The organism is Providencia sp. PROV202 (genome assembly GCF_028479565.1).
GTDB classification, from domain to species: domain Bacteria; phylum Pseudomonadota; class Gammaproteobacteria; order Enterobacterales; family Enterobacteriaceae; genus Providencia; species Providencia zhijiangensis.
The window spans coordinates 42,942-69,108 of the sequence record NZ_JAMPNV010000011.1; the positions used below are offsets into that span (position 1 = coordinate 42,942).

The 26,167-nt window shown below is 41.1% G+C and carries 20 protein-coding genes and 1 tRNA gene; 8 read left to right on the forward strand and 13 right to left on the reverse strand.

The genetic code is table 11. The features are described from left to right. Positions 1–198: 198 nt before the first annotated feature. Both cls and PR799_RS07560 read left to right on the forward strand, forming a co-directional pair. Complete coding sequence (cls, locus tag PR799_RS07555) at positions 199–1,659, forward strand: cardiolipin synthase (protein ID WP_154626995.1); 1,461 nt, start codon at positions 199–201, stop codon at positions 1,657–1,659. Between the two features lie 45 nt (positions 1,660–1,704). After that, positions 1,705–2,037 carry an HI1450 family dsDNA-mimic protein gene (locus PR799_RS07560; RefSeq protein ID WP_154603729.1) on the forward strand — a complete coding sequence of 111 codons (333 nt, stop codon included), beginning with the start codon at positions 1,705–1,707 and terminating at the stop codon, positions 2,035–2,037. A 43-nt stretch (positions 2,038–2,080) separates the two neighbouring features. On the opposite strand, the gene PR799_RS07565 is transcribed toward PR799_RS07560, so the two are convergent. From PR799_RS07565 to PR799_RS07600, 8 genes are all read right to left on the reverse strand, one after another. Next, positions 2,081–3,448: an SMI1/KNR4 family protein gene (locus PR799_RS07565; RefSeq protein ID WP_272521627.1), complete on the reverse strand. Its 1,368-nt coding sequence runs from the start codon at positions 3,446–3,448 to the stop codon at positions 2,081–2,083. A 205-nt stretch (positions 3,449–3,653) separates the two neighbouring features. Then, complete coding sequence (gene oppF / locus PR799_RS07570; RefSeq protein WP_154603727.1) at positions 3,654–4,652, reverse strand: murein tripeptide/oligopeptide ABC transporter ATP binding protein OppF; 999 nt, start codon at positions 4,650–4,652, stop codon at positions 3,654–3,656. After that, positions 4,649–5,638, reverse strand: coding sequence for an ABC transporter ATP-binding protein (locus PR799_RS07575; protein WP_154626997.1), 990 nt, complete (start codon positions 5,636–5,638; stop codon positions 4,649–4,651). Before PR799_RS07575 ends, oppF begins: the two co-directional genes overlap by 4 nt. An 11-nt stretch (positions 5,639–5,649) precedes the next feature. Further along, positions 5,650–6,558, reverse strand: coding sequence for an oligopeptide ABC transporter permease OppC (gene oppC / locus PR799_RS07580; RefSeq protein WP_154626999.1), 909 nt, complete (start codon positions 6,556–6,558; stop codon positions 5,650–5,652). A gap of 15 nt (positions 6,559–6,573) precedes the next feature. Beyond that, entirely contained in the window at positions 6,574–7,494 is a 921-nt protein-coding gene (gene oppB / locus PR799_RS07585) for an oligopeptide ABC transporter permease OppB (RefSeq protein WP_154627001.1), read from the reverse strand. 66 nt (positions 7,495–7,560) lie between these two features. Further along, on the reverse strand, positions 7,561–9,201 hold the full coding sequence (oppA, locus tag PR799_RS07590; RefSeq protein ID WP_272521629.1) for an oligopeptide ABC transporter substrate-binding protein OppA: 1,641 nt from the start codon (positions 9,199–9,201) through the stop codon (positions 7,561–7,563). 94 nt (positions 9,202–9,295) lie between these two features. Continuing rightward, a complete protein-coding gene (locus PR799_RS07595; protein ID WP_272521630.1) occupies positions 9,296–10,927 on the reverse strand; it encodes an ABC transporter substrate-binding protein in 1,632 nt (543 codons plus the stop codon). Positions 10,928–11,543: 616 nt separating this feature from the next. Beyond that, on the reverse strand, positions 11,544–12,188 hold the full coding sequence (locus PR799_RS07600; RefSeq protein ID WP_036956506.1) for a YchE family NAAT transporter: 645 nt from the start codon (positions 12,186–12,188) through the stop codon (positions 11,544–11,546). Positions 12,189–12,712: 524 nt separating this feature from the next. On the opposite strand from PR799_RS07600, the gene adhE reads away from it, so the two are divergent. Then, entirely contained in the window at positions 12,713–15,373 is a 2,661-nt protein-coding gene (gene adhE, locus PR799_RS07605; protein WP_154627007.1) for a bifunctional acetaldehyde-CoA/alcohol dehydrogenase, read from the forward strand. Between the two features lie 747 nt (positions 15,374–16,120). Here adhE and PR799_RS07610 read toward each other — a convergent pair. After that, positions 16,121–16,750 (reverse strand): thymidine kinase, encoded by a 630-nt coding sequence (locus PR799_RS07610; RefSeq protein WP_154627009.1) that lies wholly within the window; start codon positions 16,748–16,750, stop codon positions 16,121–16,123. Between the two features lie 525 nt (positions 16,751–17,275). On the opposite strand from PR799_RS07610, the gene PR799_RS07615 reads away from it, so the two are divergent. Beyond that, positions 17,276–17,686, forward strand: coding sequence for an H-NS family histone-like protein (locus PR799_RS07615; protein ID WP_272521631.1), 411 nt, complete (start codon positions 17,276–17,278; stop codon positions 17,684–17,686). A gap of 375 nt (positions 17,687–18,061) precedes the next feature. On the opposite strand, the gene galU is transcribed toward PR799_RS07615, so the two are convergent. Together galU and rssB are read right to left on the reverse strand one after the other, a co-directional pair. Beyond that, positions 18,062–18,991, reverse strand: coding sequence for a UTP--glucose-1-phosphate uridylyltransferase GalU (galU, locus tag PR799_RS07620; protein WP_272521632.1), 930 nt, complete (start codon positions 18,989–18,991; stop codon positions 18,062–18,064). A 157-nt stretch (positions 18,992–19,148) separates the two neighbouring features. Next, entirely contained in the window at positions 19,149–20,165 is a 1,017-nt protein-coding gene (gene rssB / locus PR799_RS07625) for a two-component system response regulator RssB (protein WP_272521633.1), read from the reverse strand. Between the two features lie 116 nt (positions 20,166–20,281). Here rssB and PR799_RS07630 point away from each other — a divergent pair, with 116 nt between their 5' ends. The 3 genes from PR799_RS07630 (at position 20,282) to PR799_RS07640 (ending at position 21,943) form a co-directional block, all read left to right on the forward strand. Beyond that, positions 20,282–20,761: a YchJ family protein gene (locus tag PR799_RS07630; RefSeq protein ID WP_154627017.1), complete on the forward strand. Its 480-nt coding sequence runs from the start codon at positions 20,282–20,284 to the stop codon at positions 20,759–20,761. Between the two features lie 89 nt (positions 20,762–20,850). Further along, complete coding sequence (gene purU / locus PR799_RS07635) at positions 20,851–21,699, forward strand: formyltetrahydrofolate deformylase (RefSeq protein WP_154603710.1); 849 nt, start codon at positions 20,851–20,853, stop codon at positions 21,697–21,699. Between the two features lie 159 nt (positions 21,700–21,858). After that, positions 21,859–21,943: transfer RNA gene (locus PR799_RS07640), tRNA-Tyr, on the forward strand. Position 21,944: 1 nt separating this feature from the next. Here PR799_RS07640 and PR799_RS07645 read toward each other — a convergent pair. Then, on the reverse strand, positions 21,945–22,820 hold the full coding sequence (locus PR799_RS07645; RefSeq protein WP_154603709.1) for a LysR family transcriptional regulator: 876 nt from the start codon (positions 22,818–22,820) through the stop codon (positions 21,945–21,947). 455 nt (positions 22,821–23,275) lie between these two features. Here PR799_RS07645 and xthA point away from each other — a divergent pair, with 455 nt between their 5' ends. Beyond that, positions 23,276–24,088 (forward strand): exodeoxyribonuclease III, encoded by an 813-nt coding sequence (gene xthA / locus PR799_RS07650; protein WP_154603708.1) that lies wholly within the window; start codon positions 23,276–23,278, stop codon positions 24,086–24,088. A gap of 135 nt (positions 24,089–24,223) precedes the next feature. On the opposite strand, the gene PR799_RS07655 is transcribed toward xthA, so the two are convergent. Beyond that, positions 24,224–26,164, reverse strand: coding sequence for a DNA topoisomerase III (locus tag PR799_RS07655; RefSeq protein ID WP_154627019.1), 1,941 nt, complete (start codon positions 26,162–26,164; stop codon positions 24,224–24,226). Positions 26,165–26,167 lie beyond the last annotated feature (3 nt).

Genomic DNA, 26,167 nt, shown 5'->3' on the forward strand with positions numbered 1-26,167 from the left:
TGAAAAAACAAAATCATCACGCAAAAAATGGAGTTGAACCAATTAATTTATCATTAATTGCACTTTTATCTATTTAACTCAGTTTTTATTCAGAACTTTTACTAAATTCTGGTATGTTTATTCTTAGTCTATATTTAATAAGACATATTTTCTTTTTTCGACTCTTTTTCTCTCTGTCAGTGAGGCTTGTTATCCATTATGGCAACCGTCTACACCTTAATGAGTTGGTTACTGTTTTTCCTGTATTGGTTAATTGTTGCTGGGGTTACTGTCCGTATCCTCGTCACTCGTCGCCCCGTCACTTCGGCGATGACATGGTTACTGATCATTTATATCCTGCCACTGGTGGGGATCATCGCGTATGCCGCATTTGGTGAACTCCATTTAGGTCGACGTCGTATCGATAAAGCTCATCAAATGTGGCCATCGGTTGCCACTTGGCTGGAAAATCTACGCCTCTCCAAACACATTTTTGCTAACGATAATAGCCCCGTTGCTGAGCCATTATTCCAACTGTGTGAGAAACGCCAAGGTATTGCAGGCGTCAAAGGCAACCGCATTCAATTACTGACCACCAGCGAAGACTCACTAAAAGCCATTGCCAATGATATTAATAATGCCAAAAACTCTATCGAAATGGTGTTCTATATTTGGCAGCCAGGTGGGCTTGTCGATGAAGTCACTGACGCCCTTCTCAATGCAGCAAAACGTGGCGTTAAGTGCCGCATTATGGTGGACTCCGCAGGAAGCTGGCATTTTTTCCGCAGTGATTATCCCGATAAAATGCGCGCCGCGGGGATTGAGTTTGTCGAATCTCTAAAAGTCAACCTTATGCGTTTTTTCCTGCGCCGTATGGATTTACGCCAGCATCGTAAAATCGTTGTCATTGATAACTATATCTCTTACACCGGCAGCATGAACATGGTGGATCCGCGCTATTTTAAACAAGATGCGGGTGTCGGTGAATGGGTGGATATTTTAGTTCGTATGGAAGGCCCAGTGAGTACCACATTAGGGATTGTCTACGCCTTTGACTGGGAAATGGAAACAGGACAACGCATTTTACCGCCACCACCAGATAGCAATATCATGCCGTTCGAGCAAGATAACGGACATACTACCCAAATGATTGCTTCAGGCCCGGGTTTCCCTGAAGAACTTATCCAGCAATCATTAATGACAGCGATGTTCTCAGCTCGTAAGCAGCTGATCATGACCACCCCATACTTTGTACCAAGTGATGATTTGCTGCATGCAATCTGTACCGCTGCTATGCGCGGTGTTGATGTCAGTATCATCATGCCTCGCCATAATGACTCTTTCTTAGTTCGCTGGGCAAGCCGCTCTTTCTATACCGAATTATTGGAAGCTGGCGTGAAAATTTACCAGTTTGAAGATGGGTTGCTGCATACCAAGAGTGTCTGTGTTGATGGGGAATTAAGCTTAGTCGGTTCAGTAAACTTAGATATGCGCAGTTTATGGCTGAACTTTGAAATTACAGTCGTGATTGACGATAAAAGTTTTGGTAGCGATCTGACGCTGGTTCAGTATGATTATATGGCTCGCTCCACACGCTTAGATATTGAAGAATGGGAACAACGCCCGTTCTGGAACCGTGTGATTGAGCGCCTGTGCTACTTCTTTAGCCCATTATTGTAATTATAATAACTATAATCACCATTGCTTAACTGTTAGGAAAACGTCATGAGCCAGAACCCAAGTATTAACCTAATCGATGAAGATGAAATCATTGAAATTGCCTATGACCTTTTCCTTGAAGGTGCGATGGAGAACTTAGAGCCTGCCGACCAAGTGATTTTCGCTTTGCAGTTCGAAGAGTGTGGCGCGGCTGAAATTGTGCCATTCAGTCAAGATTGGCATATTCTCGCCACTCAAGGATTACCTTTAGCGCAAATGAGTGAAGTGGTGATCGGACTTGCTAAAAGCCCAGAGGATGAGATTGACGATATCTTTGCACGAATTCTTATCAGCCGGAACCCTAAGCACCCTTTCCAACATATCGAATGGAAACAGTAAAAATAAAAGATGGGGGAAATATTCCCTCATCTTTTATTAAACTTTATTCTGCTAAATCCAACTGCAAATGATGCTTCTTAATATAGAGACGCAGATTATTGCGAATATAATCACTCTTATCTAATGGGTATTTTTCCCACGCCGCCACAATATACGGTTCCACCCCATCAGCAAATTCAGGTGAACGCGCGACAGCTTGGATCGCGGTTAATGCAATTTCACTCTTATCCGCAATCATATACTCAAAGTAGTGAGCGACCTTTTGACTAAAATTGACATCGTGGGAAGCAGCATATAATGCACTGACAGCAATCTGACCATCCACATGACTAAATAAGTGTTGAAAATCTTCCACTTTGACCGCTTGTAATTCCTTGAGGATATACCCCGCAAAACTCACCGTATCTGCATGCTCGCTCTGTGCTAATTTAGCTAAAATAGCCGATTGAAACTTCGCTAAATCGGCTTTTTGATACCAATAAATCAGTTGTAACCCACGATTGATTTGCGCAGGATCTTGGCTCTCAAGCGTTTGGGCTAAATAGTCCGATGAAGCAGCAACGGAATATTTTGCTAATACTTCCAGTGCCTTCACATGGTAAATGTTGAGTATTTCGTTATCTAATATACGAGTGAGTTGCTCAATGCCCTTTTCCGATAATGACGGTAACTTTTTCAGTCCTTCTAGCGCCGCTAGCTTCGTTTTTTCATTATCTTCATGATGAAATAGGTTGAATAACGTCGTTTCATCACCGCCCATCCGATGCCCAAACCAGCCAGTATCATATTGCTGAATAATTTCATCTAGCCAGCGTTCATACCAATCCAATAAATGACTTTCATAAGCAAACTGATACGGTGTTGGCGAGTCACACCATTCGTGGGTATAAACCAGTCGCCCAGCATGTTTGCCCGTCACCACCAGCAGAATGTCATACGTACAGCCGCAAGTACCAAGGTAAAACAGCCCTTGGTGAAGCAAACTTTCCCGTAAGTCGTACTCTTCATCACTGCAATTTTCCGTTAAGTGACTGAGTGTTTGCCACTCATCATTGCTCATGGTTGGGCTAAGCACGCAAGGTAATACCACTGCATCATAACGATTTTCACTGTCTTCAAAACGCTCTATACCGTAGTAAGGGCCTGCGCCGCCATTACCCAATTGCGTCATAAACTGCACATATTCTTGGGGTAACTGCACACCAGTACGTCGCTGCCACTGTGCTATCTGTGCCATATCCAAAGGTGGATTGAGCTGATAATGGTGGCTGTCCGCTCCGAACAACGCTTCATCGCTGTCCATTTGCTTAGCAAGGGGGAGTTTTTGTTGAATACGTTGGATTTGGTCATCTGCATAGCGCTGGTTGATGGCTATCCATGTTTGATGAATCTGCTGCGAGTGGTCACTCATTAACAATTAGTATCCTATCCAGTTTTAATTACTTATTTTTAATATCATCGCTTTTAATATCGCTGCCTTTAATATCATAGCTAACTGATTATTTTAAGTAGCAATTAGGTTTGAATTTTCTGAAAATTGTTCCCCATAAAAAAGGCCCCACTTTATGAATAATAAAGGGAGCCTTAATACAACAATAAAACGCAAATCTTACCGATTACAGTGGATCAATTTTCAAACAAGACACTGCATGCTTGAAACTTCCTTCTAGTAATGGACGGGTTTTCGCGCATTCAGCATCCGCACTTGGGCAGCGGGTTCTGAATACACAACCTGAAGGCGGGTTAATCGGTGATGGCAATTCCCCCTCAAGCAGCTCAATTTGCTTATTTTTTTCCTTATCTGGATCCGGTACTGGCACCGCAGACATCAATGCACGCGTATAAGGGTGCAGCGGGTTGTTATACACTTCGTCGTAAGTTCCCAGCTCCACCGCATGTCCTAAATACATGACGAGTACACGGTCCGAAATGTGTTTGACCACCGCGAGATCGTGGGCAATAAAGATTAAAGAAAGCTTCATTTCCCGCTGAAGTTCTTGCAGTAAGTTCACCACTTGCGCTTGAATGGAGACGTCCAGCGCAGACACTGGCTCATCACAAATCACCAATTTCGGCTCTAAAATCAGCGCCCGTGCAATCCCAATGCGTTGACATTGACCACCAGAGAATTCATGAGGATAGCGGTTAATCAGATTGGGTAGTAGCCCGACTCGCATCATCATTTTTTTCACTTTTTCAGTGATTTCTTTTTGTGGCATCTTCGGATGATAAGTTTTTAGTGGCTCCGCGATAATATCTCCAATCGTCATCCGTGGGTTTAAGGATGCCAGTGGATCTTGGAAAATCATTTGGATATCGCTACGCACATTACGCCACTGTTTATCATTCATGGTAAGTAAATTTTGTCCTAACCATGTCACCGTGCCACTGGTAGATTTCACCAAACCAATTAATGCACGCGCAAATGTGGATTTACCGCAGCCAGATTCCCCCACCACACCCAAGGTTTCCCCTTCGTATAAACGTAGTGTCACCCCATCGACGGCTTTTAAACTTTTATCCGGCTGCCAGAACCATTGTTGTTTATCTCTGATGGAAAAATGCACTTTTAAGTCATTGACTTCCAGTAGCACCTGCCTATTTTCTTGGCTCATACTAATTCCTCCACAGGCTTAAAGCAGGCACGTAAACGTGATTGTGCAAAACTGGCTAATTGAGGTTCTTGCTCTACACAGTGCTGGTTTGCATATTGGCAACGCGGTGAGAATGGGCACCCTTTTGGTAAGCGTAATAAGTTTGGCGGGTTGCCTGGAATAGTGGCTAAGTTATCGTCATCACCATCTAAGCGCGGCACTGCCGCTAATAAACCCAGCGAATATGGATGAGATGGCTGATAGAAAATATCTCGTGCGCTGCCATACTCCATCGTGCGCCCCGCATACATTACGAGTACCTTGTCACACACACCAGCGACAACCCCTAAGTCGTGGGTAATTAAGATGATTGCGGTATCAAATTCCTGCTTCAGTTCATTCAGCAAGGTCATGATCTGCGCTTGTACCGTGACGTCCAAGGCGGTTGTTGGTTCATCGGCGATCAGCAATTTTGGTTGGCACAGTAGCGCCATCGCAATCATCACACGCTGGCGCATACCACCAGAAAACTCATGCGGATACATATTCATGCGTTTACGCGCTTCCGGCATTTTTACCGCGTCCAGCATACGTACGGATTCTTCAAAGGCCTCTTTCTTACTCATCCCTTTGTGCAGCATCAACACTTCAGATAACTGCGTACCAATTTTCAGGTATGGGTTGAGGGAAGTCATAGGATCTTGGAAAATCATGGAGATCTCTTCCGCGCGCATGCGGTTAAGCTCTTTCTCCTTGAGGTTTAAAATCTCACGGCCATTAAACATGGCGGAGCCACCTACTCGGCCATTTTTTGCCAGCAGTCCCATCAAGGCAAAAGCGGTTTGGGATTTCCCCGAGCCGGATTCCCCCACAATTCCCAGCGTTTCCCCAGCACTCAATTCAAAATTGAGTTTATTCACCGCCGTCACATCCCCATCTTGGGTCGCAAATGTGACGTTTAAATCTTGCACCAATAATAAAGGGCTTTTGTGTATTGAATGTTCCATAAATTAGCCCCTTAGCGATCTTTCGGGTCGAGGGCATCACGTAAGCCATCGCCGATAAAGTTAAAACAGAACAGCGTGATAACTAGGAACCCAGCGGGGATCAACAGTAACCACGGCGTGACTTCCATAGAGTTAGCGCCATCACTGAGTAAAGCTCCCCAGCTACTGAGTGGCTCTTGCGTTCCTAAGCCAAGGAAGCTTAAGAATGACTCAAACAGGATCATACTTGGGACTAATAATGATGCGTAAACCACGACTACACCCAGTACGTTCGGTACGATATGACGCAGGATAATGTGGCGCGTGCTAACACCGCAGACTAACGCCGCTTCAATAAACTCTTTGCGTTTTAACCCTAATGTTTGCCCACGCACGATACGCGCCATATCCAGCCATGACACCATCCCAATGGCCACGAAGATCAACAGGATATTGGTACCAAATAACGTCACTAACAAAATAACGAAGAACATAAATGGGAAGGAGTTTAAAATCTCCAGTAAGCGCATCATGAAGGAGTCGACTTTACCACCCACATAACCTGCCAGTGAGCCATATAAGGTGCCGACCACCACCGCGACTAATGCCGCCGCTACGCCCACCATTAAGGAAATTCGTCCACCAATTGCCACGCGCACAAGCAAATCACGCCCTGAAGCATCGGTTCCAAAATAGTGTCCCGTCGCCCAATCAGGTGGCGTTGACATCATTTCCCAGTCGGTATCATCATATAAAAATGGCGATAACATCGGGGCAAAAATCACAAACAGCGTGATAAAAAATAGCACGCATAGGCTAACAATTGCCGCACGGTTATGCATAAAGCGTCGTCTTGCATCTTGCCAAAGACTGCGCCCTTCGATATCTAATTGCTCAGAAAAATTTTCCAGAGCTTCACTATTTTTGTTGTTTAATAACATAGTGTTTCTCCGGTTCTAGTAACGAATTTTCGGGTCGATGACGGCATACAGCACATCGACAATAGCATTAAAAGCAATGGTCAATACCCCAACTAAAATCGTTAAGCTGAGCACTAATGAGTAATCGCGGTTCAGTGCACCATTGACGAACAACTGCCCAATTCCCGGTAAGCCGAAAATGGTTTCAATCACCATTGAGCCCGTGATGATCCCCACAAATGCAGGCCCCATATAAGAGAGCACTGGCAGTAATGCGGGTTTTAACGCATGGCGGAAAATAATGGTACGCAGCGGTAATCCTTTGGCGCGTGCAGTACGAATAAAGTTTGAGTGCATGATCTCAATCATCGAGCCACGGGTAATACGCGAAATACTGGCGATATACGCCAAAGAGAGCGCCACCATTGGTAAAATCATGTGCGTAACGTTACCGCCATCCCAACCTCCACCGGGGAGCCATTTCAAGTGAATGGCAAAAATCAGCACCAAAAGTGGTGCCACAACAAAGCTTGGGATAACAACCCCCGTCATGGCAAAGCCCATGACTGTAAAGTCCCATTTGGTATTTTGATTTAATGCGGCAATTACCCCCGCAGTCACGCCAAATAACACAGCGACCACAAAAGCGGTGGCACCTAATTTTGCAGATACGGGAAAGGCTTTCGCAACTAACTCGTTGACGCTGTAGTCTTTATATTTGAAAGAAGGACCGAAATCCCCTTGAGAAAGCTGGAATAAGTAGCTGAAATACTGCTTATACATTGGGTCATTAAGGTGATATTTCGCCTCAATGTTGGCCATGACTTCGGGTGGAAGTTTACGCTCCCCAGTAAACGGGCTACCCGGCGCGAGTCGCATCATGAAAAATGAGATGGTAATGAGAATAAATAAAGTCGGAATTGCTTCAAGCAAACGACGCAAAATAAATTTAAACATTGCCCTTTCCTACTTCTGTTGCCATTTAGGCTAATGGCTGGCTCACGCGGAACCAGCCTGTTGTAATTAGTGTTTGATGATATACAGATCTTTAGTATGTAAGTTATCTAATGGATCTTTACCCGTATATCCACCCACATAAGGTTTCACTAATCGGGTGTTAACATAATAGTAGAGAGGGACTATCGCAGAATCTTTGTCAACAATCTGTTCTGCTTGTTTGTATAAATCAGCACGCTCGTCATCTGTTTTTACTTGAAGCGTCTTTTTCATCGCGGCATCAAAATCTTTGTTTTTATAATGTACGGTGTTATTACTGCTGTAAGAAAGCAGCATATTTAAGAAGGATGACGGTTCGTTATAGTCTGCACACCAACCTGCGCGTGCGACATCATAAGCACCTTGGTGACGGCTATCTAAGAAAGTTTTCCACTCTTGGTTTTCGAGTTTAACCTCTGCACCAATATTTTTCTTCCACATGGATGATGCGGCAATAGCAATACGTTTATGTAAATCTGATGTGTTATATAACAAGTTAAATTTCAATGGGTTTGACTTATTATAACCCGCTTCTTCAAGCAACTGTTTAGCTTTTTCATTACGCTGCTCTTGGGTCATATTCGCATACCAATCCGGTTTTTCTGTTTTCATACCATTGGTAAATGGTGGTGTAAAACCATAGGCAGGAATATCACCCATTCCCTTGATTTTATTAGCGATAGTATCTCTGTCCATTGACAGTTTTAATGCTTCTCTAACGCGAGGATCATTAAATGGCGGTTTCTCATTATTAATTTCGTAATAGTAAGTACATAAATATGGACTTACACGCAAATCCTTCTGCATTGTTTGTTGAATGTTTTTAAATTGTTCGATAGGTAAATTGGTATACGTCATATCAATTTCGCCGCTACGATAACGGTTTACGTCCGTAACTTCCGATGAAATTGGTAAGAAGGTGACTTGGTCAATGACTGTATGTGCATTATCCCAATAGGTTGGACTACGCTCTAAAACAATACGTTCGTTAACGGTCCAATCTTTCAATTTATAGGCACCATTGCCCACAAAATTACCCGGTTGAGTCCATTTAGCCCCAAATTTTTCAACGACTTTTTTATTCACTGGTGACATTGATGGGTGAGAAAGTAATTTGGGAATATACGGTACGGCTTCGCTTAATGTTAGCACCAACGTTTTATCATCTAACGCTTTAACGCCTAATTCTTCTGGTTTTTTCTTACCGGCAATAACATCATCCACATTCTGTACGTGGGCATATTGCAGATAGCTAGCGTAAGGAGACGCGGTGTCTGGATCTGCCAGTCGGCGCCAGCTATATACAAAATCTTCTGCAGTGACAGGATCACCATTCGACCATTTAGCGCCATCGCGAATTTTAAAGGTCCACTCTTTGAAATCTTTATTTTCCCAGCTAATCGCGGAGCCAGGTAATGTTTCCCCTTCAGGTCCAACAATCGTAATCCCTTCCAATAGGTCCCTTGCTAAATGGGATTCAGGTACCCCTTCAATTTTGTGCGGGTCAAGGGATTGTGGCTCGGAGCCATTATTACGTACGATAACTTGTTTATCGGCTAGCTCCACGCCAGCAGGAACAACTGCGGCATAGCTTGTCGCCATCGTTGCCGCCATAACACCAGCAGCAACGCTTAAAGCAACAAAGGTCTTATTCAGTAATTTGCTCATTATTTTGGTTACTCCCATACTATTGTTTTGGTTGTGTTGTTGATGCGTCTACTTACTGAGTCAGTAAGCAATTATTTTGTTTATTACAAAATTATTAATTAGTAGAATTAATATATAACCGCTTAATATCCATGTGATCAAGAGGGTCTTCGCCTTTAAATCCTCCGATTGTGGGCTTGATCATCCTTGCACTCACACGGTAATACACGGGAACCAGCGCAGAGTCCTTATCCAGCAAGCTTTCTGCCTGTTGGTAAATTTGTTGACGAGCTTGATCATTCGGCGCCGTTAAAGCCTCCAATAGCAGTTGGTCATAGGCTTTATTTTTATAAGCTGCGGTATTGTTGCTGTTTTCTGACAGTAATGAATTTAAGAATGCAGACGGTTCATTGTAATCGGCGCACCATGTTGCTCTTGCAACCTGATAATTCCCTTCATGGCGATTTTGCAGTGTGGTTTTCCACTCTTGGTTTTGCAGTGTGACTTCCGCGCCAATATTTTTCTGCCACATGGATGCCGCCACAATCGCCTGCTGTTTATTTTGATCTGAGGTGTTATAGAGCAGAGTAAACTTGAGCGGATTTTTGGCGCTATATCCGGCCTCCGCGAGCAACGCTTTCGCACGTTGATAACGCTGTTGTGGCGTAAGCTTTGCCCATTCTGGCACCGCAAAATTACCATTATGAATAAATGTTGGCGTAAAACCGTAAGCCACTGTCTGTCCTTGATCGATAATTTTATTGGTGATGGTTTCTCTGTCTAAACCTAACTTAATGGCTTCGCGTACCCGAGGGTCGGTGAACGGGGCTTTTTGGTTATTAATTTCATAATAAAACGTACACAGAAACGGACGAACATACAGTTCGTTCGGCTTTTCCGCTTTCATCTTTTTGAACAGCGTTGGGGGAATAGCTGAATTACTAATATCAATTTCCCCACTGCGGTAACGGTTGTTATCACTGACTTCAGAGGTAATGGCTAAGAAAGTCGCTTGGTCAATCTGCGTTTTTGCGTCATTCCAATATAACGGATTACGCTTGATGATAATTCGCTCATTGACTGTCCACTCATCCAACACATAGGCGCCATTACCCACAAAGGAACCCGGTTGAGTCCACTTATCACCATATTTTTCAATGGCTTTACGGTTAACTGGTTTCATTGATGTATGGGAAAGCATATCGATAAAATACGGGACGGGATGGCTTAGCGTAACTTGCAAATGTTTGTCATCAAGGGCTTTGACACCCAACGATTCTTTGGGTTTTTGACCTTTTAAAATAGCGTCTGCATTTTCAATATAAACATTTTGTAAATAACTGGAATAAGGCGAACCAGTTTTAGGATCCGCTAAACGCTGCCAACTATATACAAAATCCTCTGCAACAACGGGGGTGCCATCGCTCCACTTGGCATCATCTCGCAAGGTAAATGTCCATGTGGTGTAGTTCTCATTCTGCCAGCTCGTTGCCATACCGGGCACGGCTACTCCATTAATATCGTCGTAAACCAACCCTTCCAATAAATTTAAAATAATATTGCCTTCCGGTACCCCTTCGACTTTATGAGGGTCGAGTGAAGTGACTTCTGAACCGTTATTGACCACTATTTTATTTATGGAAGTTTTATTTGATGAGGATTTATCGGGGATTGATGAGGCTTGAGCTGAAATTGCTAATGAGAAAATGAGACAGGAAAGTAAACTGTGCTTAGTAGTAAGTTTCATCGTTGCGCCTTCTCCATTTCATAGTTACGGTTTTACAGTTAACGTTTCAACGTATGTTGAACGACGTTTAGTTCGCCTACATATTGTTGATTTACTACTGCTCTAGTCACTGTTTCCTAAGCTGTTTTCTAATTTGACTGCCAAAAGCTTTCCTTAAAGGTTCAATTTTGCTCAGAAAGCTTATAAAAAAAAGTTATAAAAAATTACATTTATTTAACATTGCAAGTTAGAGAACCTATTTGAAAGGGGTGACACACTTTCTCAACTTTTAAATACTCAAATAAAAACAATTAGATAATAAAAAACCTTAAGTAACTCTTAAAATCTTCATCAACAATAATCCAAACATATCATTAACAATCTCTGATGAGAATAGTGAATAAATTTACGCAGCTCACATTTCCTTACTTTTTATGCCTGATTCTGCAAAAAGTGCGACACATAATCACATTTCAAATTTATTGCGCAGAGGAATTATTTTGGTTGTAAAGGACAGCTTGGTTGCATAGAACACACAAAGATAATTGAGTGAGTATTTTGAATTCGAAAAGAATAATGGAATGACGGGAAAGGTGGATGAGAATAGCCGCCTCGTAAGACGGCTAAATAATGCTCACTATAAAAGTCCTGGAAATATGGCTTTAACACCGGTTACAGCGATTTCGATGCCTAATGACATAAGTAGCAGGCCCATGATACGGGTGACAACGTTGATGCCCGTTTGCCCTAAGTAACGAACCAGTAAAGATGCAGAACGGAACAACAGCCAACAGCAAAAAGCGAACAAAATACTGGTTAACGCTAAACCAATAAAGTTCTGCCAGCCAGTCCAACGTGATGACCAGACAATGCACGAGCTGATTGCACCGGGACCCGCCATTAACGGAAGCGCTAACGGCACCACTCCAATACTATCTCGCACTGCGGTTTCTGTTTTTTCTTGTTTGTTCTGTTTGTCCTCACCAATTTTACCGCTGATCATCGATAACGCGATGGTGACAATCAGAATTCCCCCCGCAATACGGAATGAGTCAATTGAAATACCAAACAGCTGTAATATCGAGTCCCCCACCAGCAGTGATGTACAGAGAATAATTGCGACTGATGAGTTGGCTATCGTATTGGTTCTATTGCGGCTAGCAACGGTTTGATAGTTTGTCATACTAATAAACACAGGCAGGATACCAACCGGGTTTACCAACGCAAATAGACCAATAAAAAATTTAATATAGCCTGATAAATCAAGTAATGTTGCGCTCACCCATTAATACCCTCATAAAATTCTTAAACAAGAAACGCTTACCTGAACTAATTTTATCACTGAAATCGCTAAAATCCTTAGTTAAAGAACAATTTTGTGCATCTTAATAGAATTATTTATTGCAGATTATCTTAGCAGTCAAAAATGGATGATTAATTCACCTCTTTTTAGCGATAATTTAATCTTTTTTTTGCAAATCAATGAACCCCGTAAAAATGGCATGCTGAATGGAGTCAGCTTGCATATTTTGTGATTTAGATCACTTTATTAAATTCCCTTTTTGTTAATCTAGTCTCAATTGATAAACGCTGTGATCAATCAGTTAATTTTTACTTTTTGAGCTATTTATCTGAAATTTATAAGCCAATTAGCATGGGTGAAAAGCATTATTATTAAGTTTATCTATACTGTTGTTTTAGGTACTTATTTGGAATGGCCACTTTGGATGTTCTAGGCACAACAGCTTTTTTTTAGATGCTTTGCTCATTGGCTTAAAAATTTTAACTTTATCAGGAGTAATCTATATGTCCGTAACAAACGTTACTGAACTCAATGAACTTGTTGCTCGTGTCAAAAAAGCTCAACGTGAATTTGCCAGCTTCTCTCAAGAGAAAGTGGATCGTATTTTCCGCGCCGCTGCCCTTGCTGCTGCTGATGCACGAATTCCATTAGCAAAACTTGCGGTTGAAGAGTCAGGCATGGGAATTGTTGAAGATAAAGTGATAAAAAACCACTTCGCTTCTGAGTATATCTACAACGCCTATAAAGATGAAAAAACCTGTGGTGTTCTTTCTGAGGATCCAACCTTTGGTACCATCACCATTGCTGAACCGATTGGTATTATCTGTGGTATCGTTCCAACCACTAACCCAACCTCGACCGCAATTTTTAAATCATTAATTAGCTTAAAAACGCGTAACGCCATTATTTTCTCTCCACATCCTCGCGCTAAAATTGCGACCAACCGTGCAGCTGAGATTGTATTGAATGCGGCCATTGAAGCTGGCGCTCCAAAAGATATTATTGGCTGGATTGACTCCCCTTCTGTTGAGCTGTCCAATGCGCTGATGCACCACCCTGACATTAACCTGATCTTAGCAACAGGTGGTCCAGGCATGGTGAAAGCGGCTTACAGCTCTGGTAAACCAGCGATTGGCGTTGGTGCGGGTAACACGCCAGTTGTTATCGATGAAACTGCAGACATCAAACGTGCCGTTGCCTCTATCTTAATGTCAAAAACGTTTGATAACGGCGTGATTTGCGCATCTGAACAATCTGTTGTCGTGGTTGATGCAGTTTATGATCAAGTCCGTGAGCGCTTCTCTACCCATGGTGGCTACCTGCTGCAAGGTAAAGAGCTCAAAGCAGTACAAAATATTATTTTGAAAGATGGCAACTTAAATGCGGCTATCGTGGGTCAACCTGCATTTAAAATTGCAGAAATGGCTGGAGTTGTTGTTCCTGAAACAACTAAGATTTTAATCGGTGAAGTCAAACTTGTTGATGAATCAGAACCATTCGCTCATGAAAAACTGTCCCCACTCTTAGCGATGTATCGCGCTAAAAACTTTGAAGATGCAGTAGAGAAAGCTGAACAGTTAGTGGAAATGGGTGGTATCGGTCACACATCTTGTCTCTATACTGACCAAGATAACCAGCATGACCGTGTCAGCTATTTTGGCGAAAAAATGAAAACGGCGCGTATTTTGATTAATACCCCTGCGTCTCAAGGCGGTATCGGTGACCTGTATAACTTTAAACTGGCGCCATCTTTAACCTTGGGTTGTGGTTCTTGGGGTGGTAACTCCATCTCTGAAAACGTAGGACCAAAACATTTAATCAATAAGAAAACCGTGGCAAAAAGAGCTGAAAATATGTTGTGGCATAAACTTCCTAGTTCAATCTATTTCCGCCGTGGATGTCTTCCAATCGCTTTAGAAGAGATAGCCACTGATGGTGCAAAACGCGTCTTTATCGTGACCGATAGCTACTTATTTAATAATGGCTATGTTGATGAAATTGTCGATGTTCTGAAAAAACACCATATTGAAACTGATGTTTTCTTTGAAGTCGAAGCTGATCCAACATTATCCGTTGTGCGTAAAGGTGCTGCGCAAATGCAAGCCTTCCAACCGGATGTAATCATTGCCTTAGGTGGTGGTTCCCCAATGGATGCCGCGAAAATCATGTGGGTGATGTACGAACATCCAGAAACACACTTTGAAGAATTAGCGTTACGTTTTATGGATATCCGTAAACGTATTCACAAGTTCCCGAAAATGGGTGTGAAAGCAAAACTGGTCGCTATCACCACCACTTCAGGTACAGGCTCAGAAGTGACACCATTTGCCGTTGTGACTGATGATAAAACAGGTCAAAAATACCCATTAGCGGACTACGCATTAACACCAAACATGGCGATTGTTGATGCTAACCTTGTGATGAATATGCCTAAATCCTTAACCGCGTTTGGTGGTTTGGATGCAGTAACTCACGCATTAGAATCTTATGTTTCTGTTCTGGCAAATGAGTTCTCTGATGGTCAAGCGCTCAAAGCACTGACCCTGTTAAAAGATTATCTGCCAGCAAGCTACCATGAAGGGGCAAAAAACCCAGTAGCAAGAGAGCGTGTTCATAATGCAGCAACATTAGCTGGTATTGCTTTTGCTAACGCATTCTTAGGGGTTTGTCACTCAATGGCGCATAAACTGGGATCGGAATTCCATATTCCACACGGTTTAGCAAACGCCCTATTGATTTGTAACGTAATTCGTTTCAACGCAAATGATAACCCAACTAAGCAAACAGCATTCAGCCAATATGACCGTCCTCAAGCACGTCGCCAATATGCTGAAATTGCAGACCACTTAGGGTTAACCAAAGCGGGTGACCGTACTGGTGCGAAAATTGAACGCTTACTGGCTTGGTTAGAAGAGATGAAAGCTGATTTAGGCATACCTAAGTCTATCCGTGAAGCGGGTGTTGCCGAGGCAGACTTCTTAGCTCACTTAGATAAACTATCTGAAGATGCATTTGATGACCAATGTACTGGCGCTAACCCACGTTATCCGCTGATTTCTGAAATTAAACAGCTGTTACTGGATTCTTACTACGGTCGTGAATTTACTGAACAAAGTGCAGAGCCAGTGGCACCAAAAGCTGAAAAGAAAAGCAGCAAAAAATAGTTAACATACTGGTGGCTTAGGCCATTAATAGATAAAAAGGCTTCAAAAGATTTAGGGTCTCCCTAACGCTTTTGGAGCCTTTCTCGTCATTTAGCCATCATAATGTACCAACTGATTGAGAAAGTGCCTTTTATTTCAGCTGGCAGCCATTACATCAACAAAACTACAGCACAATGAGCGGTTCAATTACTGATATACGTTTACTGCTAATTAAAGTTCACTGTTATTTAAAGTTTATTGCTGCGGTGAAAAATAGCCTCCCTATTTATATGGGTTTTAATATTCTTTCAAGCAATTGTATTTTTGTAGGTAGAGACAGTGCTAGAGGGAAGCTTGACCTAATCCAGAATCATTATAGCCGCTCTATTCTGCCTAGCCCCTACAATAGTATACTGAAGGTTTCAGGCTGCTTTAGTCGTATTTGAATAAACTGAAACAGTGAAATGCTAAACTTTATTTAGCCTACTGTTTTGTGCGAATTTTCATTGTTTGATTATAAATAATCTAACAATGTGTGAAATTAAACAGGTATAAAAAGAAAGCCCCGTGTTAAAAACATGAGGCTTGTCAAATTTTATTCAATCCGCTTTTATTCTATGAATGTTGAAGCTTTATCTGTGATACATCCCTTTTTAGAACTAACGAACTGAGTGTTTTATTAATTCATTTACTTTATTTGACAAAAATATCTTAATAATCTGATATTCCTATTTGTAAACTATATGAAGCATAAATCTTAATTAATGCTTATTTGAAGTTAAATGGTATTTTTTCAATTGCACCACTATTCATTAATTGAGCTTGCTTAATGGCTTCAGAGTAATGCTTTCGGCAAACTGAGATATACTTTTCATTCCCGCCGATATCCACTTGAGCCCCTTCGTATACAGGGATGCCATCACCACCAATCCGTAAAACTTTATTTGCCTTACGTCCACAGTAACAAACTGTCTTTAACTCAACTAACTTATCTGCCCATGCCAATAAATACTGACTTCCTGCAAACAATTCTCCAGAAAAATCCGTTCGTAAACCATAACAGAGTACCGGAATGTCTAAATTATCGACAACATCACATAATTGCTCTACTTGATGTTTTGTCAGAAATTGGCATTCATCAATAAGTACGCAATGTACTTTTTGTGCATCATTCTCGTTCTTGATAATTTCTGCCATATTCGTTATAGGCGAAAATAATAACGCATCCGCAGATAAACCTATCCGCGAAGATACCTTACCCTGACTGAAGCGGTTATCGATTTCAGCGGTAAAAATCAACGTACGCATCCCTCGTTCGTGATAGTTATAAGAAGATTGTAATAATGAAGTCGATTTACCCGCGTTCATCGCAGAATAATAAAAATATAGCTGTGCCATTGGGCGGTTTCCTAAAAAATAATATTCGCAAATACTTTAGCATAAAGGCATTTTAAGATTAACTTAAACCTATGTAGATAACTAAGTGTATGAATTTCCATCTATCACTACGTTAAATTAGTTCCTTTAGATCACACATCATCTGTGTTGTAGACAATTAATCTCAAACTGATATTAACTTTATCTGGTATAGCCATTGGCACATATTGCCAAATTAATTCTGTCAAAAAAAGAAAATTTCCGTTAAAGACATCCATTGATACATCGACAAACAAAAGGTAATGGTTATCACTAGGCTATTAATATAAAATTTAGTGGCATTTTCTAATTACCTTTTTTCATTAGTACCGTTATTGATAATAGAGCAATTTATAGCAACGAAAATTTTTATAATTCTTTTGTAAAAAAATTGCATTCGTTAAAGATAACTTTTAAACTACCAAAGTAATTTAGCTATTGCAGAATTTAAAATAGCACTCTATTATTACTGTACACATGCCAACATATAAAATTGAGACCAGGAAAATGAGCGAATCATTAAAAGCATTAAATAACATCCGTACTCTTCGTGCTCAAGCACGAGAAATGACTTTAGAATCTTTAGAAGAAATGCTGGAGAAATTAACTGTCGTTGTTGCTGAACGTCGTGAAGAAGAAAGCCAAGCTCGCGCTGAAGTCGAAGAACGTAATCGCAAACTGGAAAAAATTCGCGAAATGATGTTAGAACAAGGCGTAGATTTAAATGACCTCCTGCAAACTATGGATTCAGGTAAAAGCACCAGCACTCGCGCTAAGCGTGCTGCTCGCCCAGCAAAATATAAATATGTTGATGAGAACGGCGAAACTAAAACTTGGACAGGCCAAGGCCGTACTCCAAAAGTAATTGAAGCTGCACTCAAAGCAAAAACCAAAACTTTAGAAGATTACTTAGTCTAATATTGATACCCCTTCAAATTCTAAACACCCTTTTTATAAGGGTGTTTTTATTTATAACAGTCTTATTAATATCCACTTATCATCCCCTCAGCTCCATTCCCTTCATCTATTTTTAATCAAAAATAATGATACGAAATAAAATATACGTTAAAGTAAAGTTACGTAATTTAATCCAGTGATATTCTTTAAGTTACCTCTAGGCACACTACACAATTATTTACGCGCCATACGGGTTATATAGATTTATATTATACAACTGACATTTAATGACACTTAAAATCTGAGTACTCCTTTTTACATATTCCCATATAAAGCACCTATAAAAAAAGCCAACCATAAAGGTTAGCTTTTATCTGTACAACAAAGGTTAGTATTTTAATTAGATTTCGATGATGAATCTAAATTAGCCGCTAACTCTTTAATCCATGCGGAAAAATCATTTCCTAGCGTATCGTGTTGCATGCCATATTCAACAAAGGCTTTCATGTAACCTAATTTATTTCCGCAGTCATGACTTTTACCACATAAGTGGTATGCTTCAACGGGTTCCTTATTTTCCATCATTAATGCTATTGCATCCGTTAATTGGATTTCATCGCCAGCACCCGGTGCTGTTTTCGCTAATGCATCCCAAATCTTTTCGGATAATACATAACGTCCTACGATAGATAAATTGGATGGCGCTTCATCACGTTTCGGTTTCTCCACCATACGAGAAATAGGTTTACTATCGCCCGGGTGTAAAGTCACACCGTTGCAATCCACAATTCCGTAGTTAGAAACATCTTCTTCTGGTACTGGCTCAACTAAAATTTGGCTAGCCCCAGTAGTTTCGTAGTGTTCTAACATCTCTTTAAGGTTGAATTTCGTTAAATCGGTGCTGTAGCGGTCTAAAATAACATCCGGAAGGATCACGGCAAAAGGCTCATCACCGACTAATGGCTTAGCACACAGAATGGCATGACCTAAGCCTTTAGCAATGCCTTGGCGTGTTTGCATGATAGTCACATGACTTGGGCAAATGGATTTAACTTCATCCAATAATTGGCGCTTAACTCGCGCCTCTAAAATGGCTTCAAGTTCAAAACTGGTATCAAAGTGGTTTTCAATAGAATTTTTAGATGAATGCGTCACTAATACAATTTCATTAATCCCTGCGGCAATACATTCATTAACCACATACTGGATTAAAGGCTTATCAACAACCGGTAGCATCTCTTTAGGAATGGCTTTCGTTGCTGGAAGCATACGTGTTCCTAAACCTGCTACTGGGATTACCGCTTTACGCACCTTGCGTTTGATCATCTCAAGAACTCCAAAAATTTAATAAGCGCCGTTTATATCTTCAATAAACTATACTGGCGCGTTTTTAGTGCGCGCCAGTATATCAGGATTCATTATTGAATAAATAGAGATAGGCTCGTTTAGGATAAATAGAACCTATATTCATTAAATAAGTGCATTATTTCTGAGCGTCGGGATTAAACATTAACTTAATTTTCTGATTAGAATTATGAATAAGACACTTCCAATTCTCGCCTTGAAAATCTAATCGATTTGAATGATATGTTTTTAACGTACCTAATGGGACATTGCGCGCAAGATGATAATGATGGTGCTCCGTTGTAATATTGGCTTCCAGCCCTGCACTCGCCAAAATCACACTTTTAGATTTGGCATTAAAGTAACCAAGTAACAATGGGAACTGACCAGAAAAGCCAGAGTCTTCCAGTAAGTGATTTATTTGATTAATAATATTATCAATTTGCGGTAACTTTTTATCTCGGTTGTTCACTGCACTCTTTAACAAATCATTAAACACAACACGAATTAAAAAGGCCGCCATCACACCTTCTTGCGGGGAGCGTTCTATATCAATGCAATAAAATCCAATTTGATCTTCCGATATTGCAGCGATGTCCAACAGCAGTCCAAAACGATTCGCTTCGTTTAATTGTCTATAGTTTATCTTATAGCCATTGATAACTTGCGCCACGGGAGGCTGTAATTGTTTCAAAATAGCTAACATATCCAACTTGTCATTACTCAAAATATTCGAAATATTTTGGATTTCATTTTCAATGAGTGCGTCAGAGTCATACTGTTCTGGATACAGGGCCGCATGAATTGTCACTTTCACTTCATCAAGATTTTTTATTGGCTTTAATAAAGCATCTTTCGCCCCAAGACGAAACATTCTATCTAATTGCGTGAAGTCTGTGGTTGCCGAAATAACAATCACAGGTACATTAATATTGCGCTCCACCAGCTCCGCCATAAATGATTCTCCATTCATGACAGGCATATTGAGGTCACAAAGAATGACATCGGGAGTCACCTTTTTTTGCGTGATCAGGTCAAGTGCAAGCGCACCGTTATCCGCGATGTAGACTTCTGTTTCTAAACTTTCGAGGTATTCACGAAGAATAGTACAAAAAATTTTTTCATCTTCAACTATGAGTATTTTTCTATTTTTCATATCATACCTACCACGACAACCCTGGTTTCATAAGTAATATATTCTGACGACAATAGTCATATTATAAAATCATTAACGACTATATCTTTAAGTATAGTTATTTTATCGAGAAAAGAATGAGCCAATCTTTAAAAAATAATTGTAGCTGTGGTCATCCTCTGCCGTTTGACCAATGCTGCTCTCCGCTGTTGCTTGAGCAGGCTATTGCTGAAACCCCAGAGCAATTAATGCGTTCACGATACAGCGCTTATGTCCATCACAATGCGGATTACCTCATCAAAACATGGCATCCAGATTGCCAAGCACAAGAGTGGCGAGAGGCTATCTTAGATAGCTTTGAACAAACTGAATGGCTGGGCCTGCGTGTCATTAGTTCTTCTCATGCTAAAAATCCTGACGAAGCTTATGTCGAATTTTCGGCTTGCTTTATTGATGAAAAAGCTGATCATAAACAGCTTATTCACGAACGTTCCCGTTTTCTTCGCATTGATACACAGTGGTATTACATTGACGGAATAACACCAAAAATTGGGCGCAATGATGATTGCCCATGCGGCTCAGGAAAAAAATTTAAGAAGTGCTGCGATAGTTATTAATTCTCTGTTTATCAATTCGTATATTCATTGCACAAATTACGATGAGCCTAAATTATTAGGCTTTAGTCAGTTAAGGATTAGACAGTTCCATGCAACACAAAAATGTACAGAAAAAAATTCTCAGAACCATTTGTCCTGATGCAAAAGGATTGATCGCTAAAATCACCAACATTTGCTACAAACACCAGCTGAACATTATCCAAAATAATGAGTTTGTTGATCACCGTACTGGTCGTTTCTTCATGAGAACGGAACTGGAAGGGATTTTTAACGATGAAACTTTACTGGCTGATTTAGATGATGCATTGCCGGAAGGATCTAAGCGTGAATTAAACACTGCAGGGCGTCGCCGCATTGTTATTATGGTCACAAAAGAGGCGCACTGCCTTGGTGATCTTCTGATGAAAAGTGCTTACGATGGGTTAGATGTCGATATTGCTGCCGTTATCGGCAACCACGATACTTTGAAAAACCTAGTCGAGCAGTTTGGTATTCCATTCCACCATATTAGCCATGAAGGGTTAACCCGCGAACAGCACGATGAAAAGCTCACTGCGCAGATTGATCAATATCAGCCTGATTACGTAGTCCTTGCGAAATATATGCGAGTGTTAACCCCTGCTTTCGTTCAGCATTACCCTAATCAAATTATTAATATTCACCATTCATTCTTACCTGCATTCATTGGTGCACGACCTTATCACCAAGCCTATGAGCGTGGTGTTAAGATTATTGGAGCAACCGCTCACTTTGTGAATGATAATTTGGATGAAGGCCCAATCATCACGCAAAACGTTATCAATGTGGACCACACATTTACTGCGGATGATATGATGCGTGCGGGTCGAGACGTTGAAAAGAACGTATTGAGCCACGCTTTATATTGGGTATTAGCACAGCGCGTCTTTGTTTATGGAAATCGAACAATTATTTTATAACATAGCGCATCAGTTATTAATTGTAGTAATTTGTTGATTTATCATGCATTAAGATTAAAAAATCAGCATTCAGACATTTTTTTTCAATTAATACTTTACAGGGGCGCGTCATTTGATATGATGCCGCCCGCTGTGAACGATTACAGCAATTCAAAATCTGGTGGGATACCCAAGCGGCCAAAGGGAGCAGACTGTAAATCTGCCGTCACAGACTTCGAAGGTTCGAATCCTTCTCCCACCACCATCTAAGCAGTCTCTTTTCCAAGTTTATCAACTACCCCAATAAATCGATTTAACACACTTGAATGTGATTTTGATTTATAAATATAACAGTCACTTTTATCCAAAATTCCATTTAATGAAACATAGATCAGCGACCTATCAATCAGCTCATCCTCAGGATAGTGATCAATAATCCCGATAAAATCACCGTCTTGAATGAAACTCTGGCAACACCCAATATTATCCATCTGTCGTATACTGGATTTACTCTCTGCGGTTTCAACTTTAGCCAGCAAGTCACTCATGAGTGAGCTTTTATAAAATGAAGGGTCACATAGCCAAGTGCTTTGCTGTAGCAATACGACAACATCATGATTAAATTTTTCATATAATTCTTTTCTGCAATAAATACCTAAAGGAGCATTCTCTATTTTTTTTTGTAATGAAAATCTTTCACTGACGACTAATTCAGAACTTAAAATTAAAGTATTCCCATCATAATCGACAATTTCATCTACCTCATCATAGTTAAATCTTAATATATTAACCTGTACATTATTTTTGTGTGCTGCTTGATATAAATTAATTAGATGATTTTCCTTTCCCCAGTCATAATAAATATTGGCTTCATTGACGATATAACCAGAAAAATGTTTTTTCGTTATTTCTTTCTCCTGCAAGTAGAGATCTCTAAGATCATTATAAAGTTCTTGGCCATCCTTAGTTAATGTCATTCCAAATTTTTCTCGTTTAAAAAGCCGTTTACCCAAACTCGTTTCAAAGTCTTTTATGGATTTTGCGATGGGGGGTGTCGTGCGGTTCATCACCCTTGCAGCCTTGCTTAGCGAGCCATTTTCAACAACTGCCATAAACGCCTCTAATTTTCTTGAAAAGAACATATCTATGACCCCATTCTATTTATTGAAATGTAAACCAACATGATTATTTTAAATAACAGCATGTTGATTAACCCATAATCTTCCACATCAAATAAAAATTTAAATAAATTTTTTCATTTGATGGTTAACAATATTTCATAAAAGTATTTTTATAATTTCCAACATAGCAAAGCAATATATTATATTGTTTCATTTGATTATTTTTTATTGCCCCACCATTAAATCACATTAAAATATAAATAACCAACTGACTTTAAATGAACTTTTTAGTAGTTAATTATAAAACTAACAAACATTTTTTAATTAACAGTCATAGATATATTATTATTAAAAATTAAAGTTCCCTAATAAATTATGGGCAATTATATAAACAAAAAATATTTAATAGTTACACTATTGTTAGCATCTGATAGAATCCCCTCAGTCATGTTCAAAGCAATGGGTGATAAGTAACCATGAAATTTATTTCGTTCAACATTAATGGTCTAAGAGCACGTCCTCATCAACTGGAAGCGATTATTGAGAAGCATCAACCTGAAGTCATTGGGTTACAAGAGACAAAAGTCCACGATGATATGTTCCCTTACGAGGAAGTCAGTAAATTAGGCTACCATGTTTATTTTCACGGTCAAAAAGCCCACTATGGCGTAGCATTACTCCTGAAAAATGAACCACTTGCCGTTAGAAAAGGTTTCCCAACGGATGATGATGAAGCTCAGCGCCGCATCATCATGGCTGATATTCAAACCAGCGAAGGAATTCTGACTGTCGTTAATGGCTACTTCCCTCAAGGGGAAAGCCGTGATCACCCAACCAAATTCCCAGCAAAAGAAAAATTCTATCGTGATCTGCAAGATTACGTAACATCAACGCAAACCGCGGATTCCCAATTGCTGATTATGGGTGACATGAACATCAGCCATACGGATTTAGACATCGGCATTGGTGAAGTTAACCGTAAGCGTTGGTTGAAAACCGGAAAATGCTCGTTCTTACCTGAAGAGCGTGAATGGCTGGATAAACTACTGAGTTGGGGACTTGTTGATACCTATCGTGAACAGCATCCAGATACCACCGATTGCTACTCATGGTTTGATTATCGCTCCAAAGGCTTTGACGATAACCGAGGTCTGCGTATTGACCTTCTGCTCGCCTCAAAGAAACTCGCCAGCCGTTGTAGCGCAACAGGTATTGATTACGATATCCGTGGCATGGAAAAACCGTCTGACCACGCACCTGTTTGGGCTGAGTTTGACCTTACTAAGTAATCCTAAGCCTCCCTTTATAGGGCATAATCATATGCCCTATGCTTTCCCCTAGATCCCTTCCTACATTCATCCTTGGTGCACACTAAATTCAACCAATTACTGCTTAGTGCGCTCAAGTTTAGAAATCCACTGCGCCTATGCTGACGGTGAGGATTTTTTCCCTTTACTCGCACTTGCTTTTTTCGCGCCCTTCTTTGCCCCTTTGTTATTGGCAACAGGTGGCAACTCACGAAACGCGCGCAAGTTTGTATATTGACGAGCTTGCTGAATTAAGTTGATTAACGTCTGGCTTAACGGCTGCATAAAATCATCGTAGCGCGTCTGTTTTTCGCTGATCTGCGTTAGCCTTGATTCCCAGTGAGCCGTCATATCGGGCAAGGTCGCCATATCAGGTAAAACGTGGATCAGCGCTCGCCCAGCGGGTGAGGCGTGAATATAGCGCCCTTTTTTAAACAAAAATTGACGCTTAAACAGTAAGTCAATAATCCCCGCTCGCGTCGCTTCTGTGCCTAAACCATCCGTTTCACGCAATACTTTTTTTAATGCTTTATCTTGCACAAAACGAGCGATCCCCGTCATCGCAGACAGCAGTGTTGCATCGGTAAATGGGCGAGGTGGTTGAGTTTGCCGTTCAACCACTTCCCCTTTTTCACACAAAAGCTCATCGCCTTTTTTCACGATAGGCAATGGCATACCGTCGTTTTCCGCGTCACGCTCTTTCCCACCTAATACGACTCGCCACCCCGCTTCTGCGAGAAAACGTGCTTTGGCATTAAATTTGCCGTTTTCAATGTCTAAATCGATGGTGCATTTGCGGTAAACCGCATCTGCCATAAATTGGATAATGTACTGACGAGCAATTAACTGGTACACATTGCTTTCATTTTCAGTTAAACGCACAACGGCTGTTTTAGCCGTCGGAATGATGGCATGGTGGGCATCCACTTTCTTATCATCCCAACAACGGTTTTTCTTATCCAGTTCAGGTAATTCAAATTCAGTTAATGCGGGTTGGTGTACCGCAATCGCATTTAATACCGCATGGCGCCCTGCAAAATGCTCATCCGGCAAATACCGGCTATCCGAACGCGGGTAAGTGATAAGCTTATGGGTTTCATACAGTTTCTGGCAAATATCCAGCACCTCTTGAGCACTTAAACCGTATTTTTTGGCGGCTTCAATCTGCAAAGCGGATAACGAAAACGGCAATGGTGCAATCTCAGTTTCCTGTTTATCTTGGTATTGCGTGACAATCGCCGGCTTACCTTCGATGCGAGAAACTACATGTTCCGCTAATGGGCGATGAATTAAACGCCCTTCTTCATCTTGAAAATCGATGCAAGATTCACTTGGCTGCCAAACTGCGACAAAGCGCTCATCCTTTGGCGTGACAATGTGCGCTTTAACTTCAAAAAAGTCTTTCGGTACAAAGTGTTCTATCTCTTCGTCGCGCCTAACGACCAACCCCAATACAGGAGTTTGTACGCGCCCAACAGAGAGAACCCCTTGGTAACCACCTCGCTGTCCTAATAAGGTATAGGCGCGAGTCATATTAATTCCATACAGCCAATCTGCACGAGCGCGGGCTAATGCAGAAACACATAATGGAATAAATTCACGGTTTTCACGTAAACGATCAATCGCTCTCTCAACAGCTTGAGGGTTCAAGTCGTTGATTAAACAGCGTTTCACGCTTTTGCGTTTTTCGGGATCAAGCTTGAAGTAATCCAGCACCTCATCCACCAGCAGCTGCCCCTCTCTATCGGGGTCTCCTGCGTGGACAACGACGCTGGCTTGTTTAAGTAGCGCGTCGATAGTGTTTAATTGTTTGGTTACTGCGGAACGCGGCTTCAATTGCCACTTCTCAGGAATGATCGGCAAATCTTGCAAATTCCAACGGGCATAACGCGGATCATACGCATCCGGTTCAGCCTGTTCTAAAAGATGCCCAATGCACCACGTGACCATCTGGTCATCGCCACATTGAATAAAACCATCCCCTTTACGATGAGGTTTTGGCAGTACATCCGCAATGGCCCGTGCAAGACTGGGCTTTTCCGCAATAAACAAACGCATAGA

Bases quoted from the DNA above. Each gene is read 5' to 3' on its own strand.
- oppA (WP_272521629.1), bottom strand. From the start codon at position 9,201: ATGAGCAAATTACTGAATAAGACCTTTGTTGCTTTAAGCGTTGCTGCT.
- PR799_RS07645 (WP_154603709.1), bottom strand. From the start codon at position 22,820: ATGTTCTTTTCAAGAAAATTAGAGGCGTTTATGGCAGTTGTTGAAAAT.
- PR799_RS07575 (WP_154626997.1), bottom strand. From the start codon at position 5,638: ATGGAACATTCAATACACAAAAGCCCTTTATTATTGGTGCAAGATTTA.
- PR799_RS07560 (WP_154603729.1), top strand. From the start codon at position 1,705: ATGAGCCAGAACCCAAGTATTAACCTAATCGATGAAGATGAAATCATT.
- xthA (WP_154603708.1), top strand. From the start codon at position 23,276: ATGAAATTTATTTCGTTCAACATTAATGGTCTAAGAGCACGTCCTCAT.
- oppF (WP_154603727.1), bottom strand. From the start codon at position 4,652: ATGAGCCAAGAAAATAGGCAGGTGCTACTGGAAGTCAATGACTTAAAA.
- PR799_RS07615 (WP_272521631.1), top strand. From the start codon at position 17,276: ATGAGCGAATCATTAAAAGCATTAAATAACATCCGTACTCTTCGTGCT.
- oppC (WP_154626999.1), bottom strand. From the start codon at position 6,558: ATGTTATTAAACAACAAAAATAGTGAAGCTCTGGAAAATTTTTCTGAG.
- cls (WP_154626995.1), top strand. From the start codon at position 199: ATGGCAACCGTCTACACCTTAATGAGTTGGTTACTGTTTTTCCTGTAT.
- PR799_RS07630 (WP_154627017.1), top strand. From the start codon at position 20,282: ATGAGCCAATCTTTAAAAAATAATTGTAGCTGTGGTCATCCTCTGCCG.
- oppB (WP_154627001.1), bottom strand. From the start codon at position 7,494: ATGTTTAAATTTATTTTGCGTCGTTTGCTTGAAGCAATTCCGACTTTA.
- PR799_RS07565 (WP_272521627.1), bottom strand. From the start codon at position 3,448: ATGAGTGACCACTCGCAGCAGATTCATCAAACATGGATAGCCATCAAC.
- PR799_RS07610 (WP_154627009.1), bottom strand. From the start codon at position 16,750: ATGGCACAGCTATATTTTTATTATTCTGCGATGAACGCGGGTAAATCG.
- galU (WP_272521632.1), bottom strand. From the start codon at position 18,991: ATGATCAAACGCAAGGTGCGTAAAGCGGTAATCCCAGTAGCAGGTTTA.
- PR799_RS07595 (WP_272521630.1), bottom strand. From the start codon at position 10,927: ATGAAACTTACTACTAAGCACAGTTTACTTTCCTGTCTCATTTTCTCA.
- adhE (WP_154627007.1), top strand. From the start codon at position 12,713: ATGTCCGTAACAAACGTTACTGAACTCAATGAACTTGTTGCTCGTGTC.
- PR799_RS07655 (WP_154627019.1), bottom strand. From the start codon at position 26,164: ATGCGTTTGTTTATTGCGGAAAAGCCCAGTCTTGCACGGGCCATTGCG.
- purU (WP_154603710.1), top strand. From the start codon at position 20,851: ATGCAACACAAAAATGTACAGAAAAAAATTCTCAGAACCATTTGTCCT.
- rssB (WP_272521633.1), bottom strand. From the start codon at position 20,165: ATGAAAAATAGAAAAATACTCATAGTTGAAGATGAAAAAATTTTTTGT.